Raw genomic sequence first — 17,358 nt, forward strand, 5'->3', positions numbered from 1 at the left:
GCATATTTGAGAGATCTCAAATAGGAAGGAGGGCATATGAAAAAAAATGTTGTTTCGATACTAATCGCTCTCTTATTTTTACTTCCTGTCTCATCTGTTCAAGCTCACCACTTTCCGGACTTGTCAAAATATCATTTTGCTTATTATTCAATCCATAATTTATCCAAAGCGGGAATTTTAAATGGGTACAGTAACGGAAAATTTGGTCCTAATGATAATGTGACTAGAGCACAAGCAGCACTAATCTTAGCTAAAACCTTAAAAATCGATTTGAACACAAAGTTCAAACCCACATTCACAGATGTACCAACTACTCACTATGCCTATAAAGAAATTGCCGCTTTAACTGAAAAAGGCGTATTTGCGGATGCTACGAAATTTAATCCAGACAATCCTTTACCAAGAGCGCAAATGGCAAGAATTGTAGTAGCAGGTTTTGATATTACGGTAGATGCTAACGATGAAATTAGTTTTAAAGATGTTCCCTTAACGCATTGGGCACATTCTTATATAGTGACGATGGCGGAAGTTAATATTACCAGAGGGGTAACAACAGCAACGTTTCAGCCAGAGACGTTAGTAACACGCGCACAATTGGCTGCTTTTATTGAACGGTCTATTCAATTCTCAGAACGTGTCAATGCAAAAACGATTACTTACGACAAGGCAAAAAAAGCATATTCAGGTGTGACATCAGTTGCCTACGACACCATCGCAATGGTCAATGAAATCAGACAAGCAGCAGGTGCAGGAAAGCTACAGGAAGACTCAGCTTTGACCAAAATTGCTCAACTAAAAGCAGAAGACATGGCGCGCAATAATTATTTTGCCCATAGCTCTCCAACTTATGGCTTGCCGTGGGAAATGGCAATTGATTTAGGTTACCCAACCAATCAAGTAGGCGAAAATTTGGCGAGTGGGTACATAACTGCAAACGAAACAGTGGATGCATGGATGGAGTCTTCAGGCCATAAAGACAATCTTTTATTAAAATCGTATACAGTAATTGGCGTAGGGTATACGGAAGATTCAGATGGATTCCCTTATTGGGTGCATATGTATGCGATTAGGTAACGAAAAAGTACGTAAAAGCGGTACATGAAGCCATCAATATTCCCCGGGAAATAACTTAAAATACTAAAAATTCTCATCACCTTTAATCAGGTGATATAATGAGAGTGAGCCGATATCCGAGACCCTCTTTTACAGAGGGTCTCATTTTTATATCTAGTAGCAGAAAAATGTTTTAGCTACTGGTGACAGGGTATTGATAACAAGTTGAGTAAAAGGGGAGAATTTAAATGGATGCTTTTTTAGATGGGATCACGTGGTTCGTTGATAACGTCAATACTTTACTGTGGACATACATATTAATTGCATTACTGATGGGCCTCGGCCTTTATTTCACCATTCGTACCAAATTCGTCCAAGTTCGCTTGTTTGGCGAGATGTTCCGAGTGATTACTGAGAAGAAAGACGGGGACAGCGGCGTATCTGCTTTCCAAGCTTTTACCATCTCAACTGCATCACGTGTAGGAACTGGGAACATCACTGGTGTCGCTTTGGCAATTGCCATTGGGGGACCTGGAGCTGTTTTTTGGATGTGGATGGTCGCGATTATCGGAATGGCTACTGCATTCATCGAAAGTACATTGGCTCAAGTTTACAAAGTTCGTGACGGTGAACAATTCCGTGGCGGTCCCGCTTATTATATGGAAAAAGCGTTGGGTAACCGCAAATTAGGAATCGTTTTTGCGATTCTCTTAACGTTGGCGTTTGGATTTATCTTCAACTCGGTTCAATCAAACACCATCGCGCAATCATTTGAAGATGTCTTCAATATTCCCGATTGGTCGGTTGGATTGGGACTTGTTCTTTTGACAGCGGTCGTTATTTTCGGTGGCGTTAAACGAATCGCCAGTGTGACACAAATAGTCGTACCGATCATGGCAACTGTGTACATCATTGTGGCCTTGTATATTGTCATCATGAATTTTACTGAAATTCCTGCTGTCTTTAGTTTGATTATGAAAAGTGCTTTCGGCTTAGAAGAAGCAGTAGGCGGCGGTATTGGTGCAGCGATTATGCAAGGTGTTCGTCGAGGATTATTTTCCAACGAAGCCGGTATGGGTTCTGTACCGAACGCGGCAGCATCTGCCAACGTTTCGCATCCAGCGAAGCAAGGACTTGTTCAAAGTTTAGGAGTGTTCTTCGACACTATTGTTATTTGTTCGGCAACGGCTTTTATCATCATCTTAGCCGGATTGTATTCAACGAGTGAAAAAGAAGGAATTCTTTTGACACAGGCTTCACTAGATGTCCACTTAGGTAGCTGGGCGCCTTACTTTTTAGCAATTGCTATTTTGTTCTTTGCTTTTAGTTCAATTATTGGTAATTATTATTACGGTGAAACGAATATTGAATTTATCAATGCGCATAGCGGTTGGTTAATGGCTTACCGTTTTGGTGTCTTGGCGATGGTCATGTTCGGTGCACTCGCTCAAGTTCAATTGGTTTGGAATATGGCTGATCTGTTCATGGGCTTCATGGCCGTACTCAATTTGGTCGTCATTGCGCTGCTTGGCAAAACGGCTTTCAACGTACTCGACGATTATACAGAACAACGTAAAGCTGGAAAAAATCCAGTATTCTTTGCGAAAAACATTCCCGGTTTAAAAAACACAGAATGTTGGGGTGAAGGCGAAAGCCGTCACGAATAATAAAGAAAAACCCTTTTGCTACTTGGCGAAAGGGTTTTTTAGATTTCAAGAAAATAGAAGGGATGAATTTTAAAATGAGATCCCTCGCTTTTTGCGAAGTAGAATCGAGCGTTACCATCGGTTTTATGAAGTCCCTCAACAAGAGTCGAGTAAATGCCTAGCTAAATAGTGGAGCCGAAACATGAGTGAGTCATTTAACCTACATAACAATTAAAAGAATAATGTGTTTTTTGTGTAAATTGTCTAGCTGGACCTTGTTTATTTTGGTAAAGTAGAAGAGCAATGAGAAACATAATCCTTAAGGAGGAAAGAGCACATGACAAATGTCTTACAGAACAAAAAATTCATCGCTTCGGCAATCGCTGTAACAATGGTGGCTTCCGCAGTTTCAACCGTATCAGCGGATACGACGAAATTTCAAGATGTTTCCGACCGTTACATGAAAGCGGTTAATTTTTTAGTTGAAAATGGCATTACCAATGGTATTTCTGAAACACATTACGGTACGGCGGAAAATATAAAAAGACAAGATGCAGCTGTAATGATTGCGCGGGCAATAGGATTTAATTCAAATCAAGATTTTAACGATTCCGGATTTACAGACGTTCCGGCTTCAGCCAAATGGGCTGTAGATGCTTTAGTACAAGCAGGGATTGTTCACGGGAAAACAGCAAAACGCTTTGGTTCAACAGATTTGCTGACACGAAACGAACTTTCGAAAATCTTGGCCGGCGCTGCACAATACGATATAGATGACAAAGTAACAACAACACAATTTACTGATGTTAACGCCAAATTCGCGAAATATGTAGACGCATTACTTAAAAATGGCGTTACAGTAGGGAAATCTAAAACGCAATACGGTTCAGAATTCAATCTGACACGTGGAGAAATGGCCTTGTTTATTTTCCGAGCAAAAGAAGATTTGAAGAGAGAGTTATTCTCGATGTCTTTGATGCATACAAATGATACACATGCTCGCTTAGCGTCAGCCCCTAAACGCGTAACGGCTGTGAAGGAATTCCGTGCAAAAAATCCAGATGCTTTATTGCTAGATGCTGGAGATGTATTTTCTGGAACGTTGTATTTTAACGAGTTCACAGGTGAACCGGATGTTAAAATGATGAATTTAATGGGCTATGATGCCATGACTTTCGGAAATCATGAGTTTGACTTAGGTTCTTCTGATGAAGGACATCAGGCATTAAAAGATTTCGTCACAGCTGCCACATTCCCATTCTTATCTGCCAATACAGATTTTTCGAAGAATCCGTTGTTTGAAGGCTTGTTCCAAACAAAAATTTCCACAAAAGCAGAATCAGGAAATATTTATTCCGGTATGGTGAAGGAAATTAATGGCGAAAAAGTAGGGATATTTGGTCTTACAACAGAAGATACAGCTGCTATTTCCAGCCCGGGCGATATCACGTTCTCAAATTACATCGATGAAGCTCAAAAAATGGTAGACGAATTTGAAAAAATGGGAATTGATAAAGTAGTCGCTCTGACGCACATTGGATTTGATGACAACGCTGCCGTAGATAACGATCAAGAATTAGCAAAAGCAGTCGAAGGAATTGACGTCATTGTAGGAGGGCATACGCATACAAAGTTAACTAATCCTGTCTTGGTGAATAAGTTTGAAGCGCCAACAATTATTGTTCAAACGGGACAATACGGCGATAGTTTAGGGACCTTGAATGTGGAATTTGACGAGCATGGCGAAGTGTATGCATATGGCGGCGAGTTGATCAAAATTGAGGCGCAAGCTGAAGATGCAGAAGCGCTGAAAATCCTTAAACCTTATACAGACAGAGTAAAAGAAATTGAAGAAGAAGAAACGGCAGCAGTTGCTGTATCGGCTCTCCTCAATCCACGATCGGGTGATGAAGGCAATACAACTGGAGCTAGCGTGCGAAGCAACGAGACACCATTAGGCAATATTATTACGGACGGCATGCTGGCAAAAGCAAGAACTTTTAGTCCAGAAACTGTAATGGCTTTCCAAAATGGTGGCGGGATTCGCTCTGGGATTAACGCGGGACCAATTACAGTGGGAGAAGTCATCACTGTATTACCATTTGGCAACACATTAGCGACAATGGATTTAACAGGTGCTGAAATCAAACAAGCATTTGAAATCAGCGTAGGTCAGTATCCAAACGAAAATGGCGGATTCTTGCATGTGGCTGGAGCCGAAATTCGTTTTGATGCATCAAAACCTGCCGGATCGAAAATTGTGTCAATTACGTTTGTTGATGCGAACGGAGTTAAAACACCTTTAGTAGATTCAACAGCATACAAAGTGGCTACTAATGCCTTTACAGCTAAAGGCGGAGATGGTTATGACGTGTTAGCGAAAGCCTACGCTGAAGGTCGCGCGATTGATTTGGGCATCTCAGATTGGATTAACTTCCAAGAAGAGTTAGAGCGGATTGGTCAAATCACACCTAAAGTTGAAGGACGTATTGTCGAAATTAACACACCTCAATAATTCAGTAACTTTACTATTGTCGAAAGCTTTGTCCTGAGTAAAAAGGGCAAAGCTTTTTTTTGTGATCAAAATTTTTTTAGAAAATGAAAGAAATATATGGTCGCTAAGATAAATTTACTATGAGTCAAAAGACGGAATGTATTTTTCCTTACCAGAATGCAATTAAACGAGATGTCTCAATGAGTTAAAAAGAAGAACAAGATGAAAAAAAAGTAATAAAACCGAAACACTGACGTTTAAGTAAAGATCCAATAAGTGACTTTTGGTTCACTGTAGTTCTTAAATTTAATTGTTAAATAAAGTAAATAGTCTTAAAGTTACATAGAATTTATATGATTTATAGTTTAAAGTGTTGATTAACAAAGTCATCTAGGAGGAATATAAGTTTGAAAAAGTGGATAATTTTACTATGTATAGCACTCATTTCTTCAGTAATAGTCCCTAACAGTCATGTGGAAGCAAGTGGAAATTTTCAAGATATTGGGGATAGTCACCGTGCTGTAACTGAAATATCTTATTTAGTGAACAAGAACATCATCAACGGTGTAACGTCAACTCACTTTGTGCCTGATAGAGAAGTGACAAGAGGAGAAGCTGCTGCAATGATTGGCAGATCTTTAGGGTTGAATGGTACGAAACGTGATACGAGCTTTAAGGATGTTGGAGCTGGCAACATGGCTTCAGGTTATATCGTGGAACTTGTTAATAAAAAAGTAATTAGCGGCTATAGCGATGGAACGTTCCGTCCGAATGCTAAGTTAAATCGTGGTGAAATGGCAATTTTAATCAATCGTGCTTTTAATCTCGGAGGCACCAATTCATCAAACTCTGCTCAGATTCTGATGGATAAAGGAATTGCGCAAGGAATGACAGATGGCAGCTTTGGAACGAACGTTACGATTATTCGTTCAGACTTTGCTGTATTCTTAGCAAGAACACTCAATACGGATTTCCGTGTCCAGAGTGGAGATACCTCTATTTTTAAAACAACACAATACGTGAATGTAGGATCGACTACATTGAATATGCGCTCTAAACCGCAAATTACCAATTCGCCTTCAAATGTTATTGCGAAACTTACACACGGACAAGCAGTAAGTGTTGCAAGTTACACTGGCAACTGGGCATATATTAAAGTCAATAACCTTAAAGGATATGTTGATAAATCCTATTTACAATCAAAAAAACCATCTGCTGTACTGCCGGCTCCTCCCCCAGCAGCTGGCAATGACATCACAGTAATTATTGATCCCGGGCACGGTGGTAGTGACCCAGGAGCAGATGGTTTCGGATTTTTAGAAAAAAATGTTGTGCTAAATGTTGGCAATCACATGAAAGCTTATTTCGACAAGACGGCGATTCAAGTGAAAATGACACGGACAGGTGATACGTTCCCGAGTTTGACACAGCGTGCTCAATTTGCTGGGAAATACGGCGGCGATTTATTTGTTAGTATTCATGCCAATGCTTTCAACAACTCGGCTAATGGACAAGAGTCGTTTTACTATAGTTCAAGAGCTGCAACAAATCCCTATACAAATCAGTCTAAAGCGCTGTCTATCTATATGCTTGGCAGAATGCAAGAAGCTTGGCCATTAGTGAATCGCGGAGTAAAAGAAGGCAATTTAGCCGTATTGCGTCAAAATACAGTGCCTGCTACTCTAGTTGAAATGGGCTTTATTGACAGTGCAACAGATATTAAATACATTCAATCAGAAACTCATCGTAAAAATATGGGCAGAGCCTTATTCTTAGCCACTCTGGATTACTATTATCATTACGAAGGACGCACGGATTTAGCTCAGTATTACAGTGTAGCTGGATCTTCACCAAGTAAACGACTTCACTAATATGGATTCTTTCCCCACAAAACCTCCACCAGTATTGTCATCAGGTGGAGGTTTTGTATTCAAGGGATAGCGTATTAAAATTTGAAGAGAAATACTATCAACTAAACAAAAGGGCCTTAATTCAGAAAAAAATATATACCTTTTTATTGTAATTATTAAACATATAAAAGCGACTTGTTACACAAATGTAATGAAAATGTAACAATAACTGTGAGAATTGTCTGTTAAAATCAAAATTAGGTTAACAGCACGATTCGATAATTCGGCGCTTGATCAGCCAACCGGATCAAAAAACAATAAGAGGTGACAAATTGAAGAATCGCATATTGCTAATAATGATGATGGTACTACTATTTTCAGTAGTCAGTCCGTTTTTATCTACTGAAGCTAAGGCAACAGCACCAGACGATATTGCCAGTTATGCTCTTAAATTTAAAGGAACACCTTACAAATTTGGTGGCACTACTACAGCGGGATTCGATTGTTCAGGTTATATCCTGCATGTATTCAAAAATTTCGGTATTTCGTTACCAAGAACGTCAGCAGAACAATTTAATGTAGGGACACCTGTTTCGAAGAGTAACCTTCAAGAAGGTGACCTAGTATTCTTTGCCAATACATATAAGCCGGGAATTTCTCATACAGGTATTTATTTGGGAGACGGCGACGTAATTTCAGCAGAAAGTAAAGGTGTAGCAATTTCGAACCTTGATACAAATCCTTACTGGGGCCCTAAATACGCGGGTGCCAAACGCTTAAGTGGTGCAACAAGCGTTACGCCACCTATTCAAGCGGTGTTGCCACCAGTAACAGATGGTGAATTTGTAGATGTGGCTGCGACGCATCCAGCCTATAAAGCGATTAAATCATTAAATACTTCTGGAATTATTAATGGTTTTGAAAAGCAGGACTTCCGTCCAAATGAATCAATCACGCGTGGGCAAGCAGCAGCTATGGTGAATCGTGTGTTGCAACTTGAACCATCAGGCGCTGTTAAGTTCACAGATGTTTCAACGACACATCGTTTTGCGAAAGACATTGCAGCGATGAATCAGTCAGGAATTATTCTCGGGTACACAAATGGCGCATACGGCGTAGATGATACGTTAACAAAAACGCAATTGGCAGTTATTTTAGATCGTGCCTTTAAAATGTCTGAGTCCAGCAAAGCACAAGCGAGTACATCGTCTGTAAAATATTTAGATATTCCTTCAACATTCTGGGCGCACAAGCCTATCGTTACCCTTAAAGCAATTGATCAAACAACGGTTTTCCAAACATCAAGATATTATGAGTCCAAAAATGCAAATCGTTCAGAATTTGCAGCTGGGTTATACAGTGCAATGAGAGTAAAGTAATCGAATACGCAAAAGAACCTTTCTCTACAAGGGAAAAGGTTCTTTTTTTAGTACTAGAGATAGGTATAAAGAATTAGATTCAAAATCTTTTTTTGATATAGTTAAATCATATTAGGCATAAGGATCTTATTTTAATGTATTCCCAGATTCTCCTTCTTTAAAACATATTTTTACTATAAACTATGTATAAAAGAGGTTTATATTGGCAACTAATGAACTATTAGGATGATTCAAAACTACGAGTAGGATGCGTTGCAAAACGCTATTCGTACACTCAACAGGGGGCACATATGAAGACAATCAATAAGTTAGCAGTCATTATTTTACTAATTACCGGTATTTTTGGCTTTGCCTCAAGCAGTGAAGCTACTGACATTGTACCTGGCAGTGCGCTAGAAAAAGAAATGAAAGAAATGGTGCAAAAAGGAATTTTGACAGGGTACAAAGACGGTACATATAAGCCGACAGCTAATGTAACCCGAGAACAATTTGCTGCATTTATTAACCGTGCATTAAATTTACCAGCAGGAATCCACCCGTTTAAAGACGTTCCAAAAAATTCTAGCCTTTCAAATGAAATTGGAGCAGCCTATAGTGCAGGCTTGATGGTCGGAGTTACAGACAGCACATTCCGGCCGACTGCTAACATTACACGCGAACAAATGGCTCAAACCTTAAAAAATGTTCTTGAATATCAAGACATGGAAGTAATAGAAAAGCGCATCGAGTTTTCAGATGCTGAAGACTTTGTTTCTTCTGGCGGGATTCGCGCAGTATTTGCGATCGTTCATTACGAGATTACAGAAGGTATGCCGGATGGGAAGGGCGGTTTAAAATACGGACCGAAAGACATTGCTAGCCGTGAACAAGCTGCTGCTTTTATCTATCGCTTCTTGTTGGCTCATGAAAAAGCAAGTGTGCCACCGATTTTGCCAGACATACCAAATGATGGATCGTTGTATTATCTTGGGTATGTAGATAAAGGCGTACTCGTCAAACAGCAGTACGGTCATAAAGACTATCAGCTAGCGGTCGAATCGTTTAAAAAGGTTCCAACTGCACAAGTGATTTTCCATGGAGATGAAATCATTCAGATGAAGAGTGGATTGGCTTTTGGTAATCGAGTTTCAGGGAGCGGTACAAAAGAAGTGACCACCATTTATTATGATTCTCAATTTACCAAACAAGCTACATACATCGAACACGGCAGAGAATTACGTTATATCGATTCAACTGAAGAATTTGTAAAAGTTCAAGTGGGTGGAACGATTGGGTATGCAAAACATAGCGAAGTGGATTTTGTTCCTTCAGAACTAATTACAAATCAAGACTATTACTTGAAAAACAAATGGGGAACGCTAGAGCATTACCAATACAATTACGTTAGTAAAACTCGCGCTAGCCATTCAATTGGACCTGCACCTTCAGAAATGGTTGAAGGAGTAAAATACTACAGCAAAGACGGGATACATTTTGCCAATGCAGCAGGAGTTACTCAGTTTGTTCACTATCCTTATTTCCAATATCAATCTGTTCGCACAACTACTAATTACACTGCTGAACAGCTAGATCAATATGTGATGAGCAAACTAAAAGCAGTCACGACGAGTTCAGGAACATATAAAGACGCAGTAAACAAGTCGAAGTTAATTGGTACGGGTAAATATTTTATTGCGATGCAAAACAAATACAATGTCAACGCTTTGTTCATGCTATCTGCTGCCATGCACGAAAGTGCTTATGGCATGAGTGGCAATGCACAGACCAAAAACAACTTGTTCGGAATTCGTGTTTTTGACGGCTCTCCACATGAAGGCACGGTTTACTCTAAACCCGAAGCGAGTATCGATGCTTTTGCACGTGAGTACATGAACCGCAATTATGCAAATCCGCTCGGTGGCTATGCAAACGGAGCAAGTCCTGGCAACAAGACGACAGGCTTTAACGTTAGCTATGCTTCAGATCCGACATGGGGTGCGAAAGTAGCGGGACACATGTTCCGTGCAGATTTAGAATTAGGCAAAAAAGACATCGGGCAACACAAATTAGGCATTACCAATACCGCTTCAACAAACGTTCGAAACGCGCCAAACGGTCCGACGGTATTGTATCAATTCAAGCGTGGAAACCTAGGTATCAACAATGCATTTGGTTATCCTGTCGTCATTCTAGACACTCAAAAAGCAACGGATGGCTATACTTGGTACAAAGTCATTTCTGACTTGAATCCTGAGGCAGATACGAATAACGGTGTAGGGTGGATTCGTTCCGACTTAGTTGATCCTATTAATTGATATCGACAAATAAAAAAACAAAAGGCGCGTTGGATAAAATCCAACACGCCTTTTGTTTTTTTCGGGTCGTAGACAAAAGAATTTTTATAATCACTTCATCATTGATATATAAGACTCTGCGCTCCATGCTGACGCGATGCTAGTTGCCGAGGATGAAGCTTGAGCCTCCTGATCGCATTGCGCTCCAAATCCTTGAGAGATTGCTTATGAAAACTAGATTTGGTGGTCAAACCGGTTGACTTATACACAGTTATTCATTTTGATTAAATCTTTTTCTTTTCGCATACCACTTAATTCAAAATGACTCCTAACACTACTCCATCAGAATCGTCACTTTTTCAATCAATTCAATGTTTTCTTTCTCTAAATAAAGAAGTTTCGAATCAATCATGTCATCAAAATAAGCATTGCGTTCCATTCCCAGTTTTTCTAACAATAATTGCGTTTCTAGTAAATCCAGTAACGTCAGCTGAGGATAATCATCTCCGCTAAATGTCCCATCAGGACGCGCCTGGTACCAGAGATCCCCGTTTTCGCGAATCCATCCGCCAGCATCCTGACCAAATTCTTCGATGCCGCTCGTTACGCTTTCGGCTGCCTCTAAATAATCCTTATTTTGTGTATCCCCATAGGCCTGTAGCAAAATCTTTAAGCCGCCTAATTCGTGGTTTAACGAAGCATGCGTTAACGGCGTTTGGTCATCTTCATCAAAATAATCAACGATTAAAAATCCGCTGGCAGTAGGAAGTGTTTGTTCGGCGTTGATCTGCGTTAACAAATAATCAGCATAAGTTTCCACAGCTAACTCATTTTGCTCAATTTGGTCGTCATACAGTTTAGCAGTTTCATCTAAGTAAAATGCGACGTATTCGTTATAACGAGTATCCACATAAGGTGCCGTGACTTCATAGGCGTTTTTTAACCATGTGCTGGTATATTCAGTGGGCCAACGCGATCCGTCAAACTCAGCCAAGTAATAAAGTAAGTTGACACGTGAGTTTAAAATCATCGTTTCGTGAAAAGCAGAAGGGTCTTTTTGGTTCCAGCGTAAGGCCTCATCGTCTTCGAAACGACCAATTGCGCGGCCATAGCCCATTTTGGAGCTAGGTTCAATCGAAAAAGGCAGTTTGGTATAAGGGCCGTCGGTTGTCAGCCAGTTTAGTTGAACGGTTTGATTGTTCAAGGAATGATCAATCCACTCTTCTTCGGATGCGGTTGACGAAAACAACGGTTTTTCTGAAATCATCGCCCAAGATTCAGCCAGCTGAAGGGGCTGTAACCAAAACTTCTTGACGAGGGTGTTGCCCGAAATTTCTAGGTCTCGCACTTCTTTAGAAAGCTTGCGAAGATGACTGCTTGTTCCGTCATCGTAGTCGGTTTGCATTTTTTTAGACACATAGACATTGCTTTGAAGAAGCTCGAAATCGGAGCTTTTCAGCGTACCAAACGGATTAACAGTAGGGTCCATTCCGAAAACATCATGGTACTCATGTTCAATAATAGCAGGATTCCAACTGGTGAATTCAGGGTCTTCTAACCCCGATACAACGACCGTAGCAGGAAAGAACAACCAGCTGTTGTTTTCAAAGCGTTCAAAAAGAAAGGTAGAACCATTGCCTAAAGTTCGTTCCGTAATATCAACAAAGCCCACTTTCGCGCCAAACAACTCGATGTGTACACGGTGACTTTCGTCTATCGTGTTTTCAACTGTACGTTCTGTTTTTTCGGGTGGCATGATCGTAAATAGGGCTGGCAATTCAATGGTCACAGCCAATTCATCGCCTTCGTAAATAACGCGATTTTCTGTGACGAAGAAAAATGCAGCGAGTAGGAGCGAAGCAACCAGTAAAAAAAGGCCAGCTCCCCAAAAGACTTTCTTCAACACGTGATCATCCTTTCTTTTTCCGTTTGATTAATCCTACAAAACGTGCAAATCCGGCTGGGTGCATGAACCGCAACAGCACACCGTAAACGACAATTCCAATAGGAACAAGAACAGCCAGTTGAACAAGTGCGGGCCATTCGGATGCTGACAAGGCTGTCTTTGCGCCCCATACAGCAAGCCCCATCGCCGTGGCCGGTACAATCACGCGAACAGCCATGGACACGAAGCGTTTAAATTCGTGCATGCCTAAATCTTTGTAGACAACGACCATTGATAAAGTGAAGTAGTAAATCGAAACGATAGAGGCAGCAAAAGCCAACGCCAAATAGCCATAATCATCTACTAAGAACCAGTTTAACAAGAAGTTCAGTACGATGGTCGTCACGCTAATCCGAAGAACTACTGCTGTTTTACCGCGAGCATACATCGATTTTGACAGCATCAATTGCATACCCTGGAAAATGATGATAGGCAAATAGAACAGTAAGGCCATATACGTATAGTCTGCATCTTGTGCAGTAAACGCGCCACCTTCGTAGATGAACGAAATAATGGCGTCACCCACGACTAACAAACCAACAGAAATCGGCACAAGCGTAACAAACGAAATTTCCATGCCTAAAAACAAAGTATCTTTGAATTTGGCTGGATCCGTTGCTTGTTCAGACATTAAGGTGAAAATGATTGCTGCCAAAGTAGCCGCATAAATGGCCGTTGGGATGCTAATGATCAACGAAGCGTTATTCAAATAAGAAACAGCCGCTTCAATCGTCCCTGAGGCAAAAGCTTTGTTGACGAACAAATTTACTTGCCCGACAACCGAATTTAAAAGAGAAGGGATGATTAAAATAACGAAAGCTTTTCGGAAATCAGACTCCAACTTTAAAGTTGGCTGCCAGCTGTAATTTGATTTGATCAAATAATACATCTGGATGATGGCACCGATAATGGTTCCTGTCACAAATCCATAAGCTAATGCATAAATGCCCCATATGTCACTAAACAACAGCGCGAACATAGCAGACATAAATGTCGCCAGTAGCTTGGATACAAGAGTCGGAACAAAAATGCGGCGTGATTGAAGGTAAGATTCTAAAAGTCCTGCTAATGCGATAAATGTCATAAAGATAAAAAAGACTTCCGTCATCTGAATCGCAATAACTTCCGTTTCTGGCAGCATGTTGCCATAGATGAGCGGCACGATCCAACCGGCAGTGGACCAGCCGACAATCGACACACCGATAAACAGCAACATCGTCCAGTTTAAAAGCGCATTTGCGTTGCGATCGGTTACATCCAATTTACTTTGTCGCCGTTTAATATACAGTGGCAAGAAGACGTTATTAAAGCCAGTAGCGATCATGGCCACTACTAATGTAATAAAGGAAAAAGCCAAAAAATAACCATCTGTTTCAGCAGAAGCACCGAATTCCCGGGCGACAATCGATTCGCGTAGTAATCCCGATAGTTTTAATAACAGAGCCAGGCCAGTCGTCCAAATAGCCGCTTTTTTAAGACTCGACATAAATTCACTTCTTTCTCAGCAAAAAGCGGCTGGCTCAAAATAGAGAACCGGCCACTTTTTCTTTGGATACTCAGTTTGTTGTGAGCGCTTGTTGATAAATCTTTTCGTATTTCTCAGCAGCCGCAAAATGCGAATACTGCTCGATAATTTTAGTGCGGGCAGCTGATGCCAGTTTTTCGCCTTCTTGTGGATTCGCCAGTAAATAAATCATCGCGTCCGACAATTGCTCTACATTTTTCTCTTCAACGAGCAGTCCGTCCGTATTATGATCGACAATTTCTTTTAATCCACCCACCGCACAAGCAATCAAAGGAATACCTGAGCCCATAGCTTCTAAAGCAGAAATCGACGTCGCCTCTTCGACACCCGCGGAATAGATAGAAGGGACAAGCGCGATGTCACTAAGTGCGTAATACTGAATCATGTCTTTGTGATCGACTGCACCGAGCATAGTGACGTTTTTATCGATACCAAGCTCTTTTGCTTTGGCTTTCATCTGTTCCATCATTTCGCCAGTACCGGCAAAAACCAAGCGAGCATTCGGGTATTTTTCGAGTACCGGTGGAAACGACAAGATCGGATAAATGACACCGTTTTTCTTTGTTAACCTGCGAGGGATAAAGAAAATCAGCTCGTCTTGCGCGATGCCGTATTTCGTCCGGAATTCGGCGCGACGTTCGAGTTCGGGTTTGAAATCTTCCACATCGATAAAGTTTTTGATCATCGACGCTTCTACATTCGCTTCACGCTTTATATATTCCTTGATTCGTGTATCAACCGTAATCACAGCGCGCGTTTTTTTGTACATGCTGTATTCCACATCTAGTAACTTTTGTGCGTGCTTGCTGCCTTCTGCAACAGAACCTTTAGAGATGCCTTCAAACGTTAAGTAACCGTGAGTCGTCGTCACTGTAGGAAGTCCCACGTTGAGCGCAGCACGTGTTGCGAATACGTCTTGCGCATTAATCACATCAAATGACTTGTAAGCTTCATCTTTTAAAATCTGTTCCAGAAATTCCTGGCGGCGATTTAAGGTCCAAACGTAACCTGCTCCAAGGGATGCTTTATTCAGTAAAAAAGAAGGGCCACGTGCGATAAAATCACGGCGCCATTTAGGGACGTCTGAAAAAGACAGTGTTTCAACAGTATGTCCTAAATTTTCAAGACCCGTTTTTAATGTCGTCATATGTGTTGAAAGTCCACCTAAATGGGGATAGTCGTAAGTTGTTGCCAATAAAATTTTCATTTGACAGTTCCTTCCTAAAAAGCTTATTTCACAAAATGTTCTTGTAACAATTCGATATTGCGCATCGCTTCAGCGTGAAGCTTGGCCACATTCGGTTCCATAATTTGCTGTGCTTGTGTTTTGTTATCCAATAGGTATAACGCATTGGTTAATAGTTTGGTTTCATCTATCTCACCTAAACGGAAAGAATAGTCCCACATTCCTGAACGTTTCAAGAAACTTTCTACTTTTTTGTCGTAGCTGAATCCAAGATGAGGCACATTTGATAAAGCCGAGAAGATTAACGCGTGTAAGCGCAAACCGACAGTTAGTTCGGCATGACGAATGAAATTCAAAAACTCATTCGGCGTGAAGTCAGAACCGAGCAAGTAGGTTTTGTCTGCGTGTTTCATTTTTGCCATGACGTCTTTTGAAGCGGGCACATCGTATTTGCCTTCCATTGGAACAAATACCGGTGTCACGCCGCGCTGTTCGATCAATTGATCGAGTAAGTGAGCTGTTTTCTCAATATAATCCGGATGACTAAACCACGGACGAACCGTAACGGCCACAATTTTTTCGTCGCCGGTCAACGGCAGAGACTGATACGCACGATCTTCTTCGTCTGCTTTAAACGCAAAAACGATATCGGCAGTCACAACTGTTTCGGGACGCGTCACACCAAGCTTTTTCAAATAATCTTTCGAATACTGATCACGTACCGTAATAAAATCGGCGCGGTTCGCAAAGAGCTTCATCAAGATTTTACCCCAAGTTGATGTCACAGGGCCAATTCCTTGTGAAAAAAACATGACTTTTGTGCCGCAAAGTTTCGCTAGAATGACAATCAACAAGTAATAAGGAAGCGGACCAAACAAAAATTTCGTCGGGTAGGTGTCTTGCAACAAGCCGCCGCCTCCAGAAATCATCAAATCTGCACTCCGTAACGCTTTTACTTTTTCTTTGTTTTCACGTCTCCATGCGCGGTATACCGATTTGACGCCATATTCTTTTGCCGTCTGGTCTGGGGATAAGGAAAACACAGTAATTTCGGGGTTGGTTAATTCGGCTCTTAAATTATCAATAATCGCTTTTAGGATAGCTTCATCGCCAGTATTGCCCAATCCATAAAAGCCAGATAGTACTATTTTCACACTATTTCCTCCTCAAACTAAAGCTCTCAAGCCTTGTCCTTGCTAAATTCTATCACTTGTTAAACAGCCTATGCAACTACTGTTGAAATCTGCTATACTAATAAAATTGAAAGCTAGCGAATAGAGGGTACTCATGATGAAAGAAAGCTATTTAGGGGTGAATGTTTCACCTCTGTCATATGAAGGTATAATAGAAGATTTAAGACAGCGGATTCTAAATGGAGATCAGTCGACCATCATCGCTGTTAATCCGGAAAAAGTCATTGCCGCTGAGCGGGATCCGCAAGTGAAACAACTGATCAATTCGTCAACTTACCAGATTGCGGACGGCATTGGCATTTTGCTCGCCGCTAAAATAAAAGGCGGCAACATCACTTCACGTGTAACAGGTGTCGATATGATGGCGAAGCTACTAGAATTTGCGACTGCAGAAAAACTTCCCGTGTATTTTTACGGTGCACAAGAAGAAGTGGTCACAAAAGCAATTAGCAGCATTCAAGAAACCAATCCGGGAATCCTTGTCGCGGGATACACCAACGGCTTTGAAAAAGATGAAGATGCACTCGTTGAGCGGATTAACGCGAGCGGTGCAAAACTTATTTTTGTTGCACTCGGTAGTCCGAAACAAGAATTGTGGATTCAACGAAACATGGGGCGACTCCAAAACGTCCAAGTATTCCAAGGAGTCGGCGGCAGTTTTGACGTCTTTTCCGGAACTGTTAAACGAGCGCCGTTACTTTTTCGCAAGCTCGGAATTGAATGGCTTTACCGATTAATTTCCAGTCCGTCTCGCATCAAACGACAAATGAATTTGCCCATTTTTTTAATGAAAGTATTACGATCACGCTAAAGG

The 17,358-nt window shown here is 41.0% G+C and carries 11 protein-coding genes; 7 read left to right on the top strand and 4 right to left on the bottom strand.

The features are described from left to right. Positions 1-36 precede the first annotated feature (36 nt). The 6 genes from QMF37_RS01960 (at position 37) to QMF37_RS01985 (ending at position 10,716) form a co-directional block, all read left to right on the top strand. Positions 37-1,074 (top strand): CAP and S-layer homology domain-containing protein, encoded by a 1,038-nt coding sequence (locus QMF37_RS01960; protein ID WP_071153068.1) that lies wholly within the window; start codon positions 37-39, stop codon positions 1,072-1,074. Positions 1,075-1,301: 227 nt separating this feature from the next. Beyond that, on the top strand, positions 1,302-2,720 hold the full coding sequence (locus QMF37_RS01965) for an alanine/glycine:cation symporter family protein (protein ID WP_071153069.1): 1,419 nt from the start codon (positions 1,302-1,304) through the stop codon (positions 2,718-2,720). A gap of 316 nt (positions 2,721-3,036) precedes the next feature. Next, a complete protein-coding gene (locus QMF37_RS01970) occupies positions 3,037-5,214 on the top strand; it encodes a 5'-nucleotidase C-terminal domain-containing protein (RefSeq protein WP_283476265.1) in 2,178 nt (725 codons plus the stop codon). A 386-nt stretch (positions 5,215-5,600) separates the two neighbouring features. Next, positions 5,601-7,064 (top strand): N-acetylmuramoyl-L-alanine amidase, encoded by a 1,464-nt coding sequence (locus QMF37_RS01975; RefSeq protein ID WP_283476267.1) that lies wholly within the window; start codon positions 5,601-5,603, stop codon positions 7,062-7,064. A gap of 311 nt (positions 7,065-7,375) precedes the next feature. Further along, positions 7,376-8,422, top strand: coding sequence for a C40 family peptidase (locus tag QMF37_RS01980; protein ID WP_058384497.1), 1,047 nt, complete (start codon positions 7,376-7,378; stop codon positions 8,420-8,422). Between the two features lie 290 nt (positions 8,423-8,712). Continuing rightward, positions 8,713-10,716: an S-layer homology domain-containing protein gene (locus QMF37_RS01985; protein ID WP_283476269.1), complete on the top strand. Its 2,004-nt coding sequence runs from the start codon at positions 8,713-8,715 to the stop codon at positions 10,714-10,716. A gap of 313 nt (positions 10,717-11,029) precedes the next feature. Here QMF37_RS01985 and QMF37_RS01990 read toward each other — a convergent pair whose 3' ends face one another. From QMF37_RS01990 to csaB, 4 genes are all read right to left on the bottom strand, one after another. Then, positions 11,030-12,598: a hypothetical protein gene (locus tag QMF37_RS01990; protein WP_283476271.1), complete on the bottom strand. Its 1,569-nt coding sequence runs from the start codon at positions 12,596-12,598 to the stop codon at positions 11,030-11,032. Positions 12,599-12,605: 7 nt separating this feature from the next. Beyond that, the gene (murJ, locus tag QMF37_RS01995; RefSeq protein ID WP_071153075.1) at positions 12,606-14,126 is read right to left on the bottom strand and encodes a murein biosynthesis integral membrane protein MurJ; all 1,521 of its coding nucleotides are present in this window, start codon (positions 14,124-14,126) and stop codon (positions 12,606-12,608) included. Between the two features lie 70 nt (positions 14,127-14,196). After that, on the bottom strand, positions 14,197-15,372 hold the full coding sequence (locus QMF37_RS02000; protein WP_283476273.1) for a glycosyltransferase family 4 protein: 1,176 nt from the start codon (positions 15,370-15,372) through the stop codon (positions 14,197-14,199). Positions 15,373-15,395: 23 nt separating this feature from the next. Next, positions 15,396-16,505 carry a polysaccharide pyruvyl transferase CsaB gene (gene csaB, locus QMF37_RS02005; protein ID WP_283476275.1) on the bottom strand — a complete coding sequence of 370 codons (1,110 nt, stop codon included), beginning with the start codon at positions 16,503-16,505 and terminating at the stop codon, positions 15,396-15,398. Positions 16,506-16,638: 133 nt separating this feature from the next. Here csaB and QMF37_RS02010 point away from each other — a divergent pair, with 133 nt between their 5' ends. Then, on the top strand, positions 16,639-17,355 hold the full coding sequence (locus tag QMF37_RS02010) for a WecB/TagA/CpsF family glycosyltransferase (protein WP_071153077.1): 717 nt from the start codon (positions 16,639-16,641) through the stop codon (positions 17,353-17,355). Positions 17,356-17,358: the final 3 nt, after the last annotated feature.

This window comes from Planococcus sp. S3-L1 (assembly GCF_030063085.1).
Taxonomy (GTDB): domain Bacteria; phylum Bacillota; class Bacilli; order Bacillales_A; family Planococcaceae; genus Planococcus; species Planococcus kocurii.